Origin of the sequence: Micromonospora sp. NPDC050495, assembly GCF_040655175.1 — a bacterium.
Taxonomy (GTDB): domain Bacteria; phylum Actinomycetota; class Actinomycetes; order Mycobacteriales; family Micromonosporaceae; genus Micromonospora.
Genome location: NZ_JBFAJK010000029.1, coordinates 1 through 17,243 on the forward strand (window position 1 = coordinate 1; position 17,243 = coordinate 17,243).

The window sequence follows — 17,243 nt, forward strand, 5'->3', positions numbered from 1 at the left end:
CCTCACGAGTCGAGCGAGCAGGGCGATGGCCCGACGGTCACCGGTGCACTCGAACCAACATCAGCTCGAGTGAGACAAGGGTGCACCAATGAGCGACGTGAACCCGGTCTCCGGCTCCCCGGACAAGGAGCCGGCGACCGAGGCGCAGGAGGCGCGCAGCGAGGCACGGGCCACCCCGACCGCGCCCGCCGGCGACCCCGAACGCGCGGTGCCGGCCACCGCGACCAAGGCGCCGGACGCCGACAAGGAGTCCCGCCCCACCCTGGGCCGGCTCTTCCTGGAGAACCTCTGGGCGGCCAACACGGTCACCGTGACCGTGCTCGCGGTGCTGCTGGCGATGCTGGTCGGCGCGGTGCTGATCATCGTGTCCGACCCCGAGGTGCTGAGCACCTTCAGCTACATCACGGCCCGCCCGGCGGACGCGTTGAACGCCAGCTGGACGGTGGTCAGCGAGGCGTACGCGAACCTGTTCAAGGGGGCCATCTTCGACCCGGACGCGGTCGGCTTCACCGCCACGCTGAGCCCGATCTCGGAGACGCTCACCTACACCGCGCCGCTGGTCTTCACCGGCCTGGCGGTGGCGCTCGCCTTCCGCGGCGGCCTGTTCAACATCGGCGCCCAGGGCCAGGCCACCATCGGTGTCATCCTCTCCGCCGTCGCCGGCTTCGCGCTGCCGCTGCCGGTGGGCGTGCACCTGCTGGTCGCGCTGATCGCCGGCGCGCTCGGCGGCGCGCTCTGGGGCTTCATCCCGGGCATCCTCAAGGCGCGCACCGGCGCGCACGAGGTGATCAACACGATCATGCTCAACTACGTGGCGGTCTACTTCCTGTCCTGGATCATCATCCAGAGCGGGGTGCAGAACCCGAACCGGTCGGACGCGATCAGCAAGCCGGTCGAGTCCTCCGCCCAGCTGCCCCGGCTGCTCGGCGCCGACCTGCGGGTGCACAGCGGCATCCTGGTCGCGGTGCTGGCCACCTGGTTCATCGCCTGGCTGCTGAACCGCTCGACGCTCGGCTTCGAGCTGCGCGCGGTCGGCGAGAACCCGGACGCCGCCCGGACCGCCGGGATCAGCGTCACCAAGACGTACGTGCTGGTCATGGTGATCTCCGGGCTGCTGGCCGGGCTCGGCGGGTCGAACATGGTGCTCGGCTCGACCGCGAACGCGCTCACCCCGCTGGTGATCGCGCAGATCGGCTTCGACGGCATCCTGGTCGCGCTGCTCGGCCGGGTGAAGCCCTGGGGCGTGCTGCTGGCCGCGCTGCTGTTCGGCGCGCTACAGGCCGGCGGCAACCGGATGCAGTCGTACTCCGGGATCTCGCTGGAGCTGGTCACCGTGCTCCAGGCGCTGATCGTCATCTTCATCGCCGCGCCGGCCATGGTGAAGGCGATCTTCCAGCTCCGGGCGGCCCGCGCGGCCCGGCTGCAGACGAGCCTCGCGAAGGGCTGGTGAGCATGTCCACCACCGCTGTCCCCGAGGTCGCCGTGACCGCCGTGGACGAGGGTTTTTGGACCCGCGCCCGCAAGACCGGAGCCGTCCTGCTGGGTCTGGGCGTGCTCGCGGCGGTCCTGTTCGGTGCGCTCGCCACCGGCCAGCAGGCCCGGTTCACGCTCAGCGAGACCGAGGGCGGCGCCGCCCTGGAGATCAACGGCACGGTCGGCGCGATCCTGTTCGGGATCATCGCGGCGGCGGCCGGTGCCGCCCTGCTCGCCGGGGTGCCGAAGCGCTGGTTCACGCTGGTGCTCGGCGTCGGGCTGGTCGCGTTCGTGCTGAGCTTCCTGTGCTGGCAGGTGTCCGCCGCCCCCGAGGGCCGCAACTTCATGCCGCTGGTCAACGTCGTCCGGGGCACCTTCATCCTGGCCCTGCCGCTGATCTTCGGCGCGCTGGCCGGCGTGCTCTGCGAGCGTTCCGGCGTGGTGAACGTGGCGATCGAGGGCCAACTGCTGATGGGTGCCTTCTCCGGCGCGCTCTTCGGCAGCATCACCGGCAGCGTCTGGGTGGGTCTGGTCGCCGCCGCGATCGGCGGCGCGCTGATCTCCCTGCTGCTCGCCGTCTTCGCCATCCGCTACCTGGTCGACCAGGTGGTCATGGGCATCGTGCTGAACCTGCTGGCGGTCGGGGTCACCGGCTTCCTCTACGAGCGGCTGATGCAGACCGACGCCACGAAGTACAACAGCGCGCCGCGGTTCAGCAACTGGGAGATCCCGCTGCTCAAGGACATCCCGCTGCTCGGCCCGGCGCTGTTCCGGGGCAACATCTTCCTCTACGTCGGCCTGCTGCTGGTGCTGGTCATCCACCTCGCGCTGTTCCGTACCCGGTGGGGCCTGCGGACCCGGTCGGTGGGCGAGCACCCGACTGCGGCCGACACGCTCGGCGTGCGGGTGCTGCGGCTGCGCTACCGCAACGTGATCATGGCGGGCATGGTGGCCGGCATCGGTGGCGCGTCGTACACCCTGGCGCTCTACTCGTTCACCAAAAACATGATCGGCGGTAAGGGCTTCATCGCCCTGGCCGCGCTGATCTTCGGCCGGTGGAGCCCGACCGGAGCGCTGCTCGCGGCGCTCTTCTTCGGCTTCGCCGACCAGCTCGCCACCTACCTGGGTGCGATCGGCAGCAGCATCCCCAGCCAGTTCCTGGCGATGCTGCCCTACCTGGCGACGATCCTGGCCGTGGCCGGGCTGGTCGGCCGGGTCCGGGCGCCGGCCGCCGACGGCAAGCCGTACATCAAGGGCTGACGGCCCTCGGCGCAGCGTGCCCGGTGGGGGGAGACCCGCCGGGCACGCCCGTCTCCGGCGGGCAGCGCGACCGATCGGGGTGAATTGGGCAGAATGGGAGGCGTGATGGAGATCGACTGGGAGCGGCTGCGGGCCGCCGCCACCGAGGTCATGCGACACGCGTACGTGCCGTACTCGAAATTCCCGGTCGGGGCGGCCGCCCTGGTCGACGACGGCCGGGTGGTGGTCGGCTGCAACGTGGAGAACGCCGCGTACGGCGTGGTGCTCTGCGCCGAGTGCGGCGTGGTCTCCTCGCTGCACGCCACCGGCGGCGGGCGGATCGTCGCCCTGTCCTGCGTCGACGCCACCGGCGAGCCGCTGATGCCGTGCGGCCGGTGCCGGCAGCTGCTCTGGGAGAACGGCGGCCCGGAGTGCCTGATCGAGGCGAAGGGCGGCACGCTGCGGATGGCCGAACTGCTGCCGCACGCGTTCGGCGTGGAGGACCTGGAGGCGGTGACCGGCGAGACGCCGGTGCCGGTGGTCCCGGAGCGGCTGGCCGCGTGGCGCGGGCGGGGCACCGTCTTCGTGCATCCGGACCTCTCCGCCGGGCAGCAGGTCTGGACGGCGTACTGGGAGCGGTCGGCCGGGGACTCCGAGGGCGCCGAGACCGGCGTGCTGGAGGAGGGCCCGTCCTGGGAGGACTCGGCGGAGGCGATCACCTGGGGGCTGGCGCGGACGCCGCGGGTCGTCGTGGTGGACGCGTCGGGCACCATCTTCTGGGCGGGTGAGGGTGAGCCGCCCGCGGAGATCCCGGTTCGTTGGGGTTGAGCTGATGGGGATCGGGGCCTGCCGTGACCGGCTCCGGGCGGTCGGGGGTTGAGCTGGTGGGGATCGGGCCGAGGGTGACCGGCTCCGGGCGGTCAGGCTTGATCCCTGCGCCGGTCACCCTCGGCCCGATCCCTCGGTGGTCCTCCTTCGCGGGTCGGTGCGACCCCGCACGATTACTGATTGGAACTCAAAGGTGAGTGTGTTCACGGCGGTTGACGTCATTCGGGCCAAGCGGGACGGGGGTGTGCTGAGCGACGGGCAGATCGACTGGGTCGTCGACGCGTACACCAAGGGGCTGGTGGCCGACGAGCAGATGTCGGCGCTGGCCATGGCGATCTTGCTGCGCGGGATGACCGCGCCGGAGATCGCCCGGTGGACCGCGGCGATGATCGCCAGCGGGGAGCGGCTGGACCTGTCCCCGGTGACCCGGCCGACCGTGGACAAGCACTCCACCGGCGGCGTCGGCGACAAGATCACCCTGCCGCTGACCCCGTTGGTCGCCGCCTGCGGCGGGGCCGTGCCACAGCTCAGCGGCCGGGGCCTCGGGCACACCGGCGGCACGCTGGACAAGCTCGAGTCGATCCCCGGCTGGCGGGCGACGCTGCGCAACGACGAGTTCATCGCCCAGCTCCGGGACGTCGGCGCGGTGATCTGCGCGGCCGGTGCGGGGCTCGCCCCGGCCGACCGCAAGCTGTACGCGCTGCGCGACGTCACCGGCACCGTCGAGGCCATCCCGCTGATCGCCAGTTCGATCATGAGCAAGAAGATCGCCGAGGGGACCGGCGCGCTGGTCCTCGACGTGAAGGTCGGCTCCGGCGCCTTCATGAAGAACGTGGCCGATGCCCGCGAGCTGGCCCGGACCATGGTGGAGCTGGGCGGGGCGCACGGGGTCCGCACGGTGGCCCTGCTCACCGACATGTCCACCCCGCTCGGCCGGGCCGTCGGCAACGCGGTCGAGGTCACCGAGTCGGTGGAGGTGCTGGCCGGCGGCGGCCCGGCCGACGTGGTGGAGCTGACCCTCGCCCTGGCCCGGGAGATGCTGGCCGCGGCCGGTCTGCCGGACGTCGACCCGGAGGCGGCGCTGCGCGACGGCCGGGCGATGGACGCCTGGCGGGCGATGATCCGCGCGCAGGGCGGCGACCCGGACGCGCCGATGCCGACCGCCCCCGAGGTCGAGGTGGTCCGCGCCACCGAGGACGGCTACGTCGCCGAGGTCGACGCGTACGCCATCGGGGTGGCCGCGTGGCGGCTCGGCGCGGGCCGGGCCCGCAAGGAGGATCCGGTGAGCATCCCGGCCGGCGTGGTCCTGCACAAGCGCCCCGGCGACCCGGTACGCGCCGGCGACCCCCTCTACGAGCTGCGGGCCGAGCACGCCGCCCGGATCCCGGCCGCCCTCGACGAGGCGCAGCGGGCGGTCCGGGTGGCGCCCACGGCTCCCGCCGCGAAGCCGCTGGTCATCGAGCGGGTCGGCGGCTGATCCCGGTCATGGTGCGGCGCCGGTCGAGGGGCTATCCTCCCTGGTCGAGGGGGAAAGACCGGCGCTGAGCCGATGCGAGCAGACAGGGACTGAGCCGTGCGCGTACCCGCCCCCGACCCCCGGGCCGTCCGTGAGGCGAGCCTCGACGAGCTGTCCCGGCTGGGCCTGCCCCTGCCGCCGCCGCAGTATCCGCTGGTCTGGGAGCCGGGGGACGAGATCGAGTTGCGGCCCACGCCCGACATCGAGGCCCGGATCGCGGTGCTGCACCTGATCCTGGCCCGCTGCTTCGGGATGCCGCCGCAGGCGGCGATGAGCTGGCTGCTGGATTCGCACCTCGTCGAGTCCGTCACCCCGCCCGAGTGGCAGTTCGTGATGGGCGGCAAGGGCGACCACCGTTCGTTCGTGCTGCACCACGACGCGCTCTTCTCGCTGGCCTGGGTGCTCGGGCTGACCAAGGAACTGGACCCGACGGTCCCGGTGGACCCGCGGCTGGTCGAGCGGATGCCGAACCTGGTCGGCGGGGAGACCTTCCCACAGTGGCGGGCGCGCATCCTGGCCGCGCCGCAGCACCCCGGCGACGCCGCCGCCCTGCTCGACCTGCACTACTGCCTGGACTGGGCGTACCTGGAGTCGGAGCAGGCCGGCCGGGCGCTGCCCGGGCTGGTCGACGCGAACGCCATCGGGCAGCGCCGCTGGGCGCTGGAGTGGGCGGTGGTGCTGCGCGGGCCGTACCACGAGGAGCCGCCGGGCTGGGAAGAGGTCGACCTCTCCACCTGAGCCGGTCAGCGCGGCCGGTGGACGCCGAGCCGCACGGCGAGGGTCACCTCGACCGGCTCGGGCAGCGCGGCGATCCGGCCGGCGAGCCGGGCCGGGTCGGTGTGCCAGGCGCTCGGTCCCATCCCGACCAGGGTGGCCACCTCGGCGCGGCTGAGCGCGAGCCGGCGGCGGTGCTCGGTGCCGGACTCCTCGGTGAAGTGCCCGGCCAGGCTGCCGGCGACCCGGTCGGCCTTGGCCGGGTCGACCCGGAGCAGGTCGAGCGCGTCGACCAGCTCGCCCAGGTGCGCCGTCGCCGGGGTGACCACCAGCAGCGCGCCGGCCGGGTGGAGCACCCGGTGGAACTCCGGGCCGTTGCGCGGCGCGAAGACGTTGAGCAGCACGGCGGCCGAGCCGTCGGCCAGCGGCAGCCGCTGCCAGGTGTCGGCCAGCGCGGCGGCGGCGCGGGGATGGGCCCGGGCCGCGCGGCGCAGCGCCGGCTTGGCGACGTCCAGCGCCAGACCGACGGCGTCGGGCAGCGCCGCCAGCACCGCCGCGAGGTACCAGCCGGTCCCCGCGCCGGCGTCCACGACCAGCGGGTACGCCTGGTCGGTGCGGGCGGCGTGCGGCGGCGCGGCGGCGGCCAGGGCGGCGGCGACCGGGTCGTAGTGGCCGGCGGCGAGGAAGTCGGCGCGGGCCGCGACCATCTCGGCGCTGTCCCCGGTGTGCGGGGCGCGGCCGGCGAGCAGGTTGACGTACCCCTGGCGGGCGAGGTCGAAGCTGTGCCGGCGCGGGCAGCGCAGCGCCCGGGCGGTGCCGGCGGTGGTCTCGGTGAGGGGCTCGGCGCAGACCGGGCAGCGCAGCCGGGCCAGGATCCGGGGGTCCATCTCAGGCGTCCGCCCGGGCGGGGCGGTCGCCGGCGAGGTGGTCGACCACCCGGTGGGTCAGCGCGCCGAGCGCGGCGATCTCCTCGGGGGTGAGCAGGTCGATCAGGTGCCGGCGGACGGCGGCCACGTGGCCGGGGGCGGCCGCCTCGATGGCCTGCCGGCCGGCGGGGGTGAGGGTCACGATCGAGCCGCGCCCGTCCGACGGGCACTCCTCCCGGCGGACCAGGCCGCGCTGCTGCATCCGGGCCAGGTGGTGGGAGAGGCGGCTGCGGGACCAGAGCATCCGGTCGGCCAGCTCGCTGAGGCGCAGCCGCTGCTCGGGCGTCTCGGAGAGGTCGGAGAGGACGTCGTAGTCCGGCTCGGAGAGGCCGGCGTCCTGGGTCAGCTCCCGGGCCAGCTCGAGGTCGAGCAGGCGGCGCATCCGGCGGTAGCCGCGCCAGGCGCGCTCCTCCCGCTCGTCCAGCCAGCGTGGTCCGTCCATGCGCCGATCCTAGCCGTGTGGTTGACATGTCACCAAGGCATCCGTACGGTCGATGACATGTCAACCACATTGCCGGCGAGACTGGCCCGGCTCCTGGCCGGCCTCGCGCTCTTCGGCGCCAGCGTGGCGCTGATGGTGCGGGCCGATCTCGGCCTCGCCTCCTGGGACGTCCTGCACCAGGGCCTCGCCGCCCGCACCGGGCTGCCGATGGGCGTGCTGGTCAACGGCGTGGCGCTGGCCGTCCTGCTGCTCTGGATCCCGCTGCGTCAGCGGCCCGGTGTCGGCACCGTCGCCAACGTCGCGCTGGTCGGCCTGGCCCTGGACGCGGTGCTGGCGGTGCTGCCACCGGTCGACTCGCTCGCCGTCCGTGTTCCGCTGCTGCTCGCCGGGATCCTGCTCAACGGCGTCGCCACCGCGCTCTATCTCGGCGCCCGGCTGGGCCCCGGCCCGCGGGACGGCCTGATGACCGGCCTGGCCACCCTCGGCCTACCGATCGGACGCGCCCGCACCCTGATCGAGCTGGCCGTGCTCGCCGTCGGCTGGCTGCTCGGCGGCACCGTCGGCCCGGGCACCCTGCTCTACGCGCTCGGCATCGGCCCGCTCGCCCAGTTCCTCATCCCTCGACTCGCCACGCCGGCCGCCGGCCGTCCCGTCCCGACAGGAGTGACCCCGCCATGCCCCGCCTGAACGTGATCGTTGCCAGCACCCGCCCCGGTCGGGTGGGCCGGCGGATCGGTGACTGGTTCACCGCGGCCGCCGTCCGCCACGAGGGCTTCGACGAGGTACGCCTGGTCGACCTCGCCGAGGTCGGGCTGCCGTTCCACGACGAGCCGCACCACCCCTCGGAGGGGCTCTACCTGCACCCGCACACCCGGGAGTGGAGCGCCACGACCGCGGCCGCCGACGCCTTCGTCTTCGTCATGCCGGAGTACAACTACGGCTTCAGCGCACCGCTCAAGAACGCGATCGACTACCTCTACCATGAGTGGCAGCACAAGCCGGTGGGCTTCGTCAGCTACGGCATGACCTCCGGCGGTCTCCGCGCGGTCCAAATGATCAAGCAGGTGGTGACCACGTTGAACATGATGCCGGTGAACGAGGCGGTGACCATCTTCCTGCGCCAGGCCCTCGACGAGGCCGGCGAGCTGGTGCCGGACCCGGGCCGAGAGGCCGCCGCCGAGGTCATGCTCGACCAGCTCGCCCGGCTGGCCGTCGCGCTCGCGCCGCTGCGGGTGCCGGCGTGACCGCCCGGCTGTGGGAGCTGTTCGGCGAACGGGGGCGCGGGGTGCTGGTCACCCTGCGCCGGGACGGCCGGCCGCAGCTCTCGAACGTCGACTACCTGGCCGAGCCGGGGTTGATCCGCTGCTCCACCACCGGCGACCGGGCCAAGGTGCGCAACCTGCGTCGCGATCCGCGGGCCAGCTTCCACGTCACCACCGCCGACGGCGGGGCGTACGCGGTGGCCGAGGGCACGGTGACGGTGACCCCGCCGGCCGCGGCCACCGACGATGCCACGGTCGAGGAGCTGGTCGAGGTCTACCGGCGGATCCGCGGCGAGCACCCGGACTGGGCGGACTACCGGACGGCCATGGTGGCCGACGGCCGGGTCGTGCTCCGCCTGGCGGTCGAGCGGGTGTACGGCTGGCGCCCGTGATCCGACCCGGTCCGTTGCCGGGTCCGGACCGGCGGTGACTAGGGTCTGAGCATGGTCGCAATCTCGTACGCGGACATCGTTAAGGTCCCCAAGGCGCTGCTGCACGATCACCTCGACGGCGGGCTGCGGCCCGCCACGATCGTGGAGCTGGCCACCGAGGTCGGCCACGAGTTGCCCACCACCGATCCGGCGGCGCTGGGCCGCTGGTTCGTCGAGGCGGCCGACTCCGGCTCGCTGGAGCGCTACCTGGAGACCTTCGCGCACACCGTGGCGGTCATGCAGACCGCGTCGGCGTTGCGCCGGGTGGCCCGCGAGTGCGCGCTCGACCTGGCCGCGGACGGGGTGGTCTACGCGGAGGTCCGGTTCGCCCCCGAGCAGCACCTGGAGCGGAACCTGACCCTGGACGAGGTGGTCGAGGCGGTGGTGGCCGGCTTCGCCGAGGGCAGCGCCCTGGCCGCCGAGGCGGGCACCCCGATCCGGGTCGGCACCCTGCTCACCGCGATGCGGCACGCCGCCCGCTCGCAGGAGATCGCCGAGCTGGCGGTGCGGCACCGGGACACCGGCGTGGTCGGCTTCGACATCGCCGGCGCCGAGGCGGGCTTCCCGCCCACCCGGCACCTGGACGCCTTCGAGTACCTCCAGCGGGAGAACTTCCACTTCACCATCCACGCCGGCGAGGCGTTCGGGCTGCCGTCGATCTGGCAGGCGATCCAGTGGTGCGGCGCCGACCGGCTCGGCCACGGCGTCCGGATCGTCGACGACATCACCCCGGGCGATCCGCCGGTGCTCGGCCGGCTGGCCGCGTACGTGCGGGACAAGCGGATCCCGCTGGAGCTGTGCCCGTCGTCGAACGTGCAGACCGGGGCGGCGGCGTCGATCGTCGAACACCCGATCGGGCTGCTGCGCGACCTGCGCTTCCGGGTGACGGTCAACACCGACAACCGGCTGATGAGCGGCACCTCGATGTCCCGGGAGATGGCGTTGCTGGTGGAGGCCTTCGGCTACGGCTGGAAGGAACTCCAGTGGTTCACCATCAACGCGATGAAGAGCGCCTTCATCCCGTTCGACGAGCGGCTGGCGATCATCGACGAGGTGATCAAGCCGGGGTACGCCAAGCTGATCGGCTGATCAGGAATGCTGCTGCGGGTGGCCGGCGAGCAGGTCGGCCACCCGGCGCAGCACCTCCCGGGCCCGGGCCGCCTCGGCGCCCAGCCCGGTCTGCCGGCGCAGCACGTGCGGCTCGGTCCGCAGCAACGCCAGCCCGCGGCGGAACAGCACCCCCGGCGCCTTGCGCTGCTCGGCGAGGTCGCGGGCCAGCCGGCGGAGGAAGGTCGCCCCGCGCGGGCGGCGCAGCGCGTACGCCCCGGCGAGCAGGCCCCGGCGGCGGCACTCCGCCACGATCTCGGCGGCGAAAATCCCTTCGGCGATGAAAAATGGCGATCCGGTCACGTCGAATGGCCGGGTGGCCACCCTCCGGTCCGCGCCGATCGCATAAACCGGCACTTCGGCCTTGCCCTCCCGGGCCAGTCGGGCAATGGTTTCCACCGCTGTGTCCGCATCCCAGGACAGCGGGGACTCCCAGTCCACCTGTCCGTTCTGGCGTGGACACGTAGGGTCATCGGCGTCCTTGTAGAAGTCGTCCAGGCAGAGGACGGGAAGTCCGGTTCGTTTGGCAATGTAGGACTTTCCGGAGCCGGAAGGCCCGGCGAGCAGGACGACGCGGTGAGGGTGTGCCATTACTTTGAGTGACTCCGGCCAGACGGATTGCTATCAAATTGCATCAACATCTCATCACACCACCGGCGAGGTACAACCTGGTCTTTCTCTTTGCGGGGCGGCGTGATGGAATCTCGGAGGTCCGACCCGCCGGGTCGGTCGCTCGGCGTTGCCCACAGGCAACGCCCGGGCGCGGTAATGCGAGGGCGGTGACGTGAGCAAACGGCCAACGACGGCGGGCTCCTTCCTGTCGCGTCTACGTCGGCCGGCCAGCCGGCTCCGCGACATGCCGATCTGGTCCAAGCTCGGTCTGATCATGATCGTGCCGACCATCGCCACGGTTGTGGTGGGCACCAGCGGGCTGGTCGACCACCTGCAGACGCTCAACAATGCCAACCGGGCCGGGAACCTGGCCAACCTCATCGAAACGTCCGGTGACCTGGTCGACAGCCTGCAGGACGAGCGGGTGGCGGCGGTGCTCTGGCTGGGCGCCAACCGCAAGGGCCAGACGACGGCCGAGCGGACCCAGAGCAACGCGCAGTACCAGGAGGCGTACAACCGGGCGACCCAGCGGGTCGACCAGCGGAAGAACCCGTACTCCGACCAGCGGCTCGACATCGAGGGCCTGCCCTCGACCTTCGAGCAGCTGCTGGACGACATCGACCAGAGCCTCGCCGACCTGCCCGGCACCCGCAGCCAGGTGCTCAACGGCAAGATGACGATCCCCGAGGCCCAGCAGATGTACGCCGGCCTCATCAGCGGCCTGCTCGGGATCCGGGACTCGTCCAGCCAGCTCGCCGGCGACACCAACCTGAGCGACCAGATGCGCGCCGCGGCCGCCACGGCGCGGCAGAAGGAATACATCGCCCAGCGCCGCGTGGTGGTCCACCGGGCGCTGGTGCAGGGCACCCTCACCCCGGCCCTGCGCGACGACTACATCGCCACCGTCACCGGCGAACAGCAGGCCGCCGAGACCTACAAGTCCGTCGCCAGCCAGGCCGACCAGGACTTCTACCAGCAGACCGTCGCCGGCCCCGACCTGCGCGAGTCGGTCAACTACCAGAACGAGATCAGCAGCAGCAGCGGCGACCTCTCCGAGCTCCGCTTCGGGTCGGACCAGTGGGACCACGCCATGGTGGCCAACACCGAGCTGATCCGTACCGTCGAGTCGCGGCTCGACGCCAACGTGGTCCGCAAGGCCGAGCAACTCCGCTCGAACACCCAGACGCAGGTGTTCCTGGAGACCGGCCTGCTGCTCATCATGCTGCTGCTGGCCATCCTCTTCGCCTACCTGGTGGCCCGCTCGATGGCCCGCTCCCTGCGGGAGCTGCGGCAGGGCGCCCTCTCGGTGGCCCAGTACGGCCTGCCCCAGGCGGTGGCTCGGCTGCGTGACCCGCAGGTCACCGGCCAGCTCTCCCCGATCCAGCTGGCCAACCAGATCGCCGAGCCGCTGCCGGTCCGCAGCAAGGACGAGTTCGGCCAGGTGACCGAGGCGTTCAACGCCGTCCACCTGGAGGCGGTCCGGACCGCGGCCGAGCAGGCCGCCCTGCGGGCCTCCGTCGCGACCATGTTCGTCAACCTGGCCCGCCGGTCGCAGATCCTGGTCGACCGGCTGATCGGCCACCTCGACCGGCTGGAGCGCGGCGAGGAGGACCCGGACCGCCTCGCGGAGCTGTTCCAGCTCGACCACCTGGCCACCCGGATGCGCCGCAACGACGAGAACCTGCTGGTTCTCGCCGGCGCGGACTCCACCCGCGTGCAGCGCGAGCCGGCCGCCCTGATCGACGTGCTGCGCGCCGCGCAGTCCGAGGTCGAGCACTACACCCGGATCGAGTTCGGCGTGATCGACCGGGACATCGAGATCGCCGCGCACGCGGTCAACGACCTCGTGCACCTGGTCGCCGAGCTCTTCGACAACGCGACCGCCTTCTCCCCGCCGGACAGCCACGTCATGGTGGAGGCCCGCCGGGTGGGCGACCGCGCCTCCCTCTACGTGGAGGACCGCGGCATCGGCATCGGTCCGGAGCAGCTGCGCGAACTCAACGAGCGGCTCGCCACGCCGCCGCAGGTGGACGTGGCGGTCTCCCGGATGATGGGCCTGGTCGTGGTCGCCCGGCTGGCCTCCCGGCACGGCGTCAAGGCCGAGCTGCGGCCCGGCGCAGACCGGGGCACCGTCGCCGACGTCACGCTGCCCCCGTCGGTCCTCGTGCCGCGGGCGCTGAGTGGCCGGGGCCACCCGGCGGCCGCGCTGCCGGCCGCCGGCCCGCAGCAGCCCGGCCCGGCGCCCGCCTTCGGCGCGCTGGCCGCGCTCGGCAACGGCCCGTACACGCCGCCCGCGCCGCCCGCGCAGCGGCCCAGTGGCTCCGGCAACCAGGTCACCCTCGGCGGCCGGGCGTTCGAGCCCGCGCCGCGGAACGGCTCCGGCACCCCGGCCAACACGGGCGGATCGCGCGGGATGCCGGCCTGGTCCGACCTCACCGGCGCCAACGCGCTGGCCGGCGGGGACGGGTTCCCGCCGCGGCCGTCCAACGGGCAGTCGGTCGACCCGCTGCCGCAGCGGCGCGGCCCGGAGGGCGACCCGAGCAGCACCGGCCAGCAGCCGGCCATCCCGCGGCAGCTGCCGAGCAGCCCCGAGCGGCCGTACAACCCGCCGCCGGTCTCCGCGCCGCCGGTGCCGCCGGTGTCGGCCCCGCCGCTGCCGCCGGTCTCCGGCGCCCCGGTCTCCGCCTCGCCGGTCTCCGGTTACCCGGTCTCGGCCTCGCCGGTCTCCGGCCACCCCGTCTCCGGTCAGCCCTATCCGGGCTACCCGGTCTCGGCGCAGCCCTACTCGGGCCAGCCCTACTCCGGTCAGCCCTACCCGGGCCAGCCGGTGTCGGCCGCGCCCGCGTCCGGCCAACCGGGCTCGGTGCCGCCGGCCAACCAGCTGCCGTCGCGGCCGGTCCCGCAGGCCGGTACCCAGGGTGCCGGTGCGCCGCCGGCCTGGCCGCCGGTCGCCGCGCCCGACCAGGGTGCCCCGCCGGTGCCGGAGCGTCTCGCCGCCGGCCTGGACATGACCACCGAACTGCCGCGGGTGACCCGGCCGGAGCCGCGGCAGGCCGCCGCGCCGCCGGCGGCCAGCCGCCCGATGGCCGCACCGGCTCCGGCGGCCCGGCCGACTCCGCAGCAGGCGGCCAACCGCCAGCGGTACGCGGACGAGACCATGGAGCTGCCGATCTTCCGGGAGCTGGAATCGGCCTGGTTCCGCACCCGCCGGCCAGGGCCGAACGAGGAGACAACCGCGCCGCAGGCGGCCGCCACGAACGCCGCCGCGACCCAGCAGTTCGCCAAGGTCGACGTCGCCGGTCCGGCCGCGCAGCAGCCAACACCCGCAACGACAGGTAACACGCCGATGGCACACACCCCGGCGGCCGGCGCAGGGCCCCGCGAGAACGGTTCGGCCAACGGGGGCGGGCGTTCCGGCTTCGCCGAGGCGCTGCCGAACCGCCGGCCCCAGCAACCGCAGTCGCCCGGCTGGCAGACCGCGGCCGACGACGGCTGGCGGGCGGCCACGGCCGCCACCGAGGTCCCGGTCGCCGAGACGACCCAGAAGGGTCTGCCCAAGCGGACCCCGATGGCGCAGCTCGTGCCGGGTGGCATCGAGAAGCCGTCGGCCTCGGTCCAGCGCCGGACGCCGGAAGGCGTACGGGGCCTCCTGTCGGCCTACCATCGAGGTGTGCAGCGGGGGCGTAGCAGCCCCACCGACAGCAACTCGACCGGTCCGGAGGGCACTCCGGACGGGCAGCAGTCCTCGCAGTCTGGCTCAGGCCCAGTGGCCGGGAGCGGGCAGAAGGAGCAACAAGGATGACAACTACGCAGGATCTCGGATGGCTGCTCGCCAACTTCGCTGACCGGGTGCCCGGCGTGGCGCACGCGGTCGCGGTCTCCGCCGACGGCCTGCTCCTGGCCTCGTCCCGGGACCTCCCGCGGGACCGGGCGGACCAGCTGGCGGCGATCGCCTCCGGTCTGGTCAGCCTGACCCAGGGCGCGGCCCGCTGCTTCGAGGGCGGTGCGGTGCTCCAGACGGTGGTCGAGATGGACAACGGCTTCCTGTTCCTGATGTCCATCAGCGACGGCTCGTCGTTCGCGGTCCTCGCGGCCCGCAGCTGCGACGTCGGTCAGGTCGGCTACGAGATGGCTCTGCTCGTCGACCGGGTGGGTGACGCCCTGACCCCGCAGCCGCGTACGGCTGTGGGGATGATGGGCTGATCGACGCGCTGACCGGTGGGTCAGGAGCGGCAACAACTACGACATCGACGGACACCACCGGGGAGAGCCGGTGCCGGGTACGAAGGAGGTGAGCGGCGACATGGTCGATCGTGACGAACCGACCGGAGCGTTGGTCCGTCCATACGCCGTGACCCGCGGTCGTACCCGTCCCCGGCTCGACATTGCCCTGGAGGCGCTCGTCGAGACGACGGTGCGCGGTCGCGCCGTTGCCACCGGCAACGGCGGCCAAGGCCGTGAACACCAGTACATCGCCGCGCTGTGCGACGGACGTGTGCAGTCACTCGCCGAGATCGCGGCGCGTATGCAGCTTCCGCTCGGCGTGGCCCGGGTGCTCATCGCCGACATGGCGACGGACGGCCTGGTCGCGGTCCACGAGCCGACCATCCTGGACGACTCCGACGACGCGGTGGGCACTGAACTGCTGGAGAGGGTGCTGAGTGGACTTCGCAGGCTCTGACATGTCGCACCGGCCGCCGGCCCCGAGCGGGCGCGTGACGTCAGCGAAGATCGTTATCGCCGGCGGGTTCGGCGTCGGCAAGACGACGCTGGTCGGCTCGGTCTCGGAGATCACGCCGCTGACCACCGAGGCGATCATGACCTCCGCTGGTGTGGGTGTCGACGACAACCGGCAGGTGCCGGGTAAGACGACGACCACGGTGGCGATGGACTTCGGGCGTATCTCGATCGACCGCGACCTGATCCTGTACCTGTTCGGTACGCCGGGTCAGACCCGGTTCTGGTTCATGTGGGACGAACTGGTCCGCGGCGCCATCGGCGCGGTGGTGCTGGTCGACACCCGCCGGCTGGCCGACTGCTTCGCCGCCATCGACTTCTTCGAGCATCGGCGGCTGCCGTACCTGGTGGCCATCAACTGCTTCGACGGCATGCAGTACCACGACCCGCAGGACGTCCGGGACGCGCTGGCGATCTCGCACGACGTGCCGGTGGTGGCCTGCGACGCCCGTAACCGGGAGTCGACCAAGCACGTGCTGATCTCCCTGGTCGAGTACGTGCTGACCATGCGGCGCTCGCGGGCGGTCGCGCCCGCCTGACGGCGGCAGCACAAGCACCCGGTGACCTGAGGTCACCGGGCGCTTATCGCTGTCCACGTCACGGCCGCGCCGCTGGGCGGGCCCGCCACCCCGACCGGCCCGGGTGGACGGTCAGGCGTAGCGCTCCGGCTGCCGTGCTGGACGATCAGGCGTAGCGCTCCCAGACGCCCTGGTGGACCTGGTAGATGCCGAGTGAGTCCGGTTCCATGCCGCCGTGCCGGGTCGGCGTGAACGCGTAGGCGCCGGCCATCCCCTCGACCACCTGGGCCTGTAGGAACGCCCGCAGCCGGCCACGGTCGACATTGGTCGCCATCCGGGCCGCGGAGACGAGCAGTTGCAGGGCGTCGGACGCGTACGGGGCGAAGCCGGTGTAGCTGCCGTGCCGCCGCAGGTAGCGGTAGGTGAAGTCCTTGCGGGCCACCTCCGCCGAGTTGGCCGCGGTCAGCGGGGAACTGCTCAGGCAGGCCGGGTGGACCACGTAGGCGCCCTCTACGGCGGCCGCGTTGGGCCGGGCCAGGGTGTCGTCGGCGACCGCCCCGGCGTCGAAGAAGAGCGGCCCCCGGTAGCCGGCCCGACGCAGCTCGCGGGCGGCGGCACCGGAGTCGGGCGCGGTGCCCCAGACGATCACGCCGTCCGGCTTACCGGCGGCGGCCCGTGCCGCGGCGGCGCCGAAGTCCTGCCCGCCGGCCGGCAGCCGGACGGTCCGGGCCAGTTGGACGTCGGCGCGGGGCAGCGCGGCACGGACCGCCCGTACCCCGGAGTCGCCGTGCAGGCCGTCGGCGGCCAGCAGGGCCACCCGCCGGATCTCCAGCGTGCCGAGCAGCCGGGCCAGCCGCCGGGCGACCTCCGCGGCGTCGGGGGTGAGCTTGAAGACGAAGGTGCGTTCGGCCAGCGGCAGCGCGATGCCGTCGCCGGCGGCCAGCGACAGCAACGGCGTCCGGAGTTCCTCGGCCACGTCGATGACGGCCATGGAGGTCTCGGCGAGGGTGCCGCCGATCAGGGCGTGCGCCTGGGTCCGCTGGACCAGGTCGGTGGCCTGCTGCGCGGCCTGGGCGGGGTTGCCGCCGTTGTCGCGGATCTCCAGCCGCACCGTGCGGCGCAGCTTGCCGACCGGGAAACCGGTGACGTTCAGCGTGTCGGCGGTGATCTCCAGGGCGCGCTGCTGGAGCACGCCGAGGGCGGCGCCCCTGCCGGTCAGCTCCAGGCTCGCGCCGACCACCAGCTCGTGGTCGTCCGGTGCGTCGCTGGCCGGGCCGTCGTCGGGCCGCTGGCCGGGCTGTCCGCACGCGGCGAGGAGCAGGGTGCTCGCCGCCGCGGCGAGCACGCCGCGCCGGGTCAACACGGACGGGTCGAATGCCGGTGTCGCCATTGGAGTCGCCTTCCCACCCCGGCGACGCCCGCGCCGGCTGGTCCGCCG

The 17,243-nt window shown here is 73.2% G+C and carries 17 protein-coding genes; 13 read left to right on the top strand and 4 right to left on the bottom strand.

Going from position 1 to position 17,243, the window contains the following annotated elements:
* Positions 1-88: 88 nt before the first annotated feature.
* From AB0I11_RS23825 to AB0I11_RS23845, 5 genes are all read left to right on the top strand, one after another.
* The gene (locus AB0I11_RS23825) at positions 89-1,450 is read left to right on the top strand and encodes an ABC transporter permease (RefSeq protein WP_357324471.1); all 1,362 of its coding nucleotides are present in this window, start codon (positions 89-91) and stop codon (positions 1,448-1,450) included.
* A gap of 2 nt (positions 1,451-1,452) precedes the next feature.
* On the top strand, positions 1,453-2,733 hold the full coding sequence (locus tag AB0I11_RS23830; RefSeq protein ID WP_357324475.1) for an ABC transporter permease: 1,281 nt from the start codon (positions 1,453-1,455) through the stop codon (positions 2,731-2,733).
* Between the two features lie 93 nt (positions 2,734-2,826).
* A complete protein-coding gene (locus tag AB0I11_RS23835; protein WP_357324478.1) occupies positions 2,827-3,540 on the top strand; it encodes a cytidine deaminase in 714 nt (237 codons plus the stop codon).
* A gap of 193 nt (positions 3,541-3,733) precedes the next feature.
* A complete protein-coding gene (locus AB0I11_RS23840) occupies positions 3,734-5,017 on the top strand; it encodes a thymidine phosphorylase (RefSeq protein WP_357324481.1) in 1,284 nt (427 codons plus the stop codon).
* A 96-nt stretch (positions 5,018-5,113) separates the two neighbouring features.
* Positions 5,114-5,794 (top strand): DUF4272 domain-containing protein, encoded by a 681-nt coding sequence (locus tag AB0I11_RS23845; protein ID WP_357324484.1) that lies wholly within the window; start codon positions 5,114-5,116, stop codon positions 5,792-5,794.
* Positions 5,795-5,799: 5 nt separating this feature from the next.
* On the opposite strand, the gene AB0I11_RS23850 is transcribed toward AB0I11_RS23845, so the two are convergent.
* Positions 5,800-6,657: a putative RNA methyltransferase gene (locus AB0I11_RS23850; RefSeq protein ID WP_357324487.1), complete on the bottom strand. Its 858-nt coding sequence runs from the start codon at positions 6,655-6,657 to the stop codon at positions 5,800-5,802.
* A 1-nt stretch (position 6,658) separates the two neighbouring features.
* Positions 6,659-7,138, bottom strand: a complete 480-nt coding sequence (locus tag AB0I11_RS23855; RefSeq protein ID WP_357324490.1) for a MarR family transcriptional regulator — start codon at positions 7,136-7,138, stop codon at positions 6,659-6,661.
* A 57-nt stretch (positions 7,139-7,195) separates the two neighbouring features.
* Between AB0I11_RS23855 and AB0I11_RS23860 the strand changes: the two genes are divergently transcribed.
* From AB0I11_RS23860 to AB0I11_RS23875, 4 genes are read left to right on the top strand one after another with little or no spacing between them, the layout of a single operon-like run.
* Positions 7,196-7,825 carry a hypothetical protein gene (locus AB0I11_RS23860; protein ID WP_357324493.1) on the top strand — a complete coding sequence of 210 codons (630 nt, stop codon included), beginning with the start codon at positions 7,196-7,198 and terminating at the stop codon, positions 7,823-7,825.
* Positions 7,813-8,382, top strand: coding sequence for an NAD(P)H-dependent oxidoreductase (locus AB0I11_RS23865; protein ID WP_357324496.1), 570 nt, complete (start codon positions 7,813-7,815; stop codon positions 8,380-8,382). The genes AB0I11_RS23860 and AB0I11_RS23865 overlap by 13 nt, the downstream gene beginning before the upstream one ends.
* The gene (locus AB0I11_RS23870; protein WP_357324499.1) at positions 8,379-8,792 is read left to right on the top strand and encodes a PPOX class F420-dependent oxidoreductase; all 414 of its coding nucleotides are present in this window, start codon (positions 8,379-8,381) and stop codon (positions 8,790-8,792) included. Before AB0I11_RS23865 ends, AB0I11_RS23870 begins: the two co-directional genes overlap by 4 nt.
* 51 nt (positions 8,793-8,843) lie before the next feature.
* On the top strand, positions 8,844-9,920 hold the full coding sequence (locus AB0I11_RS23875) for an adenosine deaminase (protein ID WP_357324502.1): 1,077 nt from the start codon (positions 8,844-8,846) through the stop codon (positions 9,918-9,920).
* Here AB0I11_RS23875 and AB0I11_RS23880 read toward each other — a convergent pair whose 3' ends face one another.
* Positions 9,921-10,337 carry a hypothetical protein gene (locus AB0I11_RS23880; protein WP_357324505.1) on the bottom strand — a complete coding sequence of 139 codons (417 nt, stop codon included), beginning with the start codon at positions 10,335-10,337 and terminating at the stop codon, positions 9,921-9,923. It lies immediately after the preceding gene.
* Between the two features lie 385 nt (positions 10,338-10,722).
* Here AB0I11_RS23880 and AB0I11_RS23885 point away from each other — a divergent pair, with 385 nt between their 5' ends.
* The 4 genes from AB0I11_RS23885 to AB0I11_RS23900 all read left to right on the top strand — a co-directional run bounded on the left by AB0I11_RS23885 (position 10,723) and on the right by AB0I11_RS23900 (position 15,826).
* Positions 10,723-14,352: a nitrate- and nitrite sensing domain-containing protein gene (locus tag AB0I11_RS23885; RefSeq protein ID WP_357324508.1), complete on the top strand. Its 3,630-nt coding sequence runs from the start codon at positions 10,723-10,725 to the stop codon at positions 14,350-14,352.
* Positions 14,349-14,753 (top strand): roadblock/LC7 domain-containing protein, encoded by a 405-nt coding sequence (locus AB0I11_RS23890; protein WP_013283992.1) that lies wholly within the window; start codon positions 14,349-14,351, stop codon positions 14,751-14,753. Before AB0I11_RS23885 ends, AB0I11_RS23890 begins: the two co-directional genes overlap by 4 nt.
* A gap of 100 nt (positions 14,754-14,853) precedes the next feature.
* The gene (locus AB0I11_RS23895; protein ID WP_091061496.1) at positions 14,854-15,231 is read left to right on the top strand and encodes a DUF742 domain-containing protein; all 378 of its coding nucleotides are present in this window, start codon (positions 14,854-14,856) and stop codon (positions 15,229-15,231) included.
* 1 nt (position 15,232) lies between these two features.
* Positions 15,233-15,826: an ATP/GTP-binding protein gene (locus tag AB0I11_RS23900; protein ID WP_357324512.1), complete on the top strand. Its 594-nt coding sequence runs from the start codon at positions 15,233-15,235 to the stop codon at positions 15,824-15,826.
* Positions 15,827-15,971: 145 nt separating this feature from the next.
* Here the strand turns inward: AB0I11_RS23900 and AB0I11_RS23905 are convergent, their stop codons facing one another.
* Positions 15,972-17,195 carry an ABC transporter substrate-binding protein gene (locus tag AB0I11_RS23905; RefSeq protein ID WP_357324514.1) on the bottom strand — a complete coding sequence of 408 codons (1,224 nt, stop codon included), beginning with the start codon at positions 17,193-17,195 and terminating at the stop codon, positions 15,972-15,974.
* Positions 17,196-17,243 lie beyond the last annotated feature (48 nt).

What these genes read in the sequence shown, in the direction of transcription:
- AB0I11_RS23875 (WP_357324502.1), top strand. Translation starts at nt 8,844, where the DNA reads ATGGTCGCAATCTCGTACGCGGACATCGTTAAGGTCCCCAAGGCGCTG.
- AB0I11_RS23835 (WP_357324478.1), top strand. Translation starts at nt 2,827, where the DNA reads ATGGGAGGCGTGATGGAGATCGACTGGGAGCGGCTGCGGGCCGCCGCC.
- AB0I11_RS23890 (WP_013283992.1), top strand. Translation starts at nt 14,349, where the DNA reads ATGACAACTACGCAGGATCTCGGATGGCTGCTCGCCAACTTCGCTGAC.
- AB0I11_RS23900 (WP_357324512.1), top strand. Translation starts at nt 15,233, where the DNA reads ATGTCGCACCGGCCGCCGGCCCCGAGCGGGCGCGTGACGTCAGCGAAG.
- AB0I11_RS23855 (WP_357324490.1), bottom strand. Translation starts at nt 7,138, where the DNA reads ATGGACGGACCACGCTGGCTGGACGAGCGGGAGGAGCGCGCCTGGCGC.
- AB0I11_RS23865 (WP_357324496.1), top strand. Translation starts at nt 7,813, where the DNA reads ATGCCCCGCCTGAACGTGATCGTTGCCAGCACCCGCCCCGGTCGGGTG.
- AB0I11_RS23830 (WP_357324475.1), top strand. Translation starts at nt 1,453, where the DNA reads ATGTCCACCACCGCTGTCCCCGAGGTCGCCGTGACCGCCGTGGACGAG.
- AB0I11_RS23825 (WP_357324471.1), top strand. Translation starts at nt 89, where the DNA reads ATGAGCGACGTGAACCCGGTCTCCGGCTCCCCGGACAAGGAGCCGGCG.
- AB0I11_RS23895 (WP_091061496.1), top strand. Translation starts at nt 14,854, where the DNA reads ATGGTCGATCGTGACGAACCGACCGGAGCGTTGGTCCGTCCATACGCC.
- AB0I11_RS23850 (WP_357324487.1), bottom strand. Translation starts at nt 6,657, where the DNA reads ATGGACCCCCGGATCCTGGCCCGGCTGCGCTGCCCGGTCTGCGCCGAG.
- AB0I11_RS23860 (WP_357324493.1), top strand. Translation starts at nt 7,196, where the DNA reads ATGTCAACCACATTGCCGGCGAGACTGGCCCGGCTCCTGGCCGGCCTC.
- AB0I11_RS23905 (WP_357324514.1), bottom strand. Translation starts at nt 17,195, where the DNA reads ATGGCGACACCGGCATTCGACCCGTCCGTGTTGACCCGGCGCGGCGTG.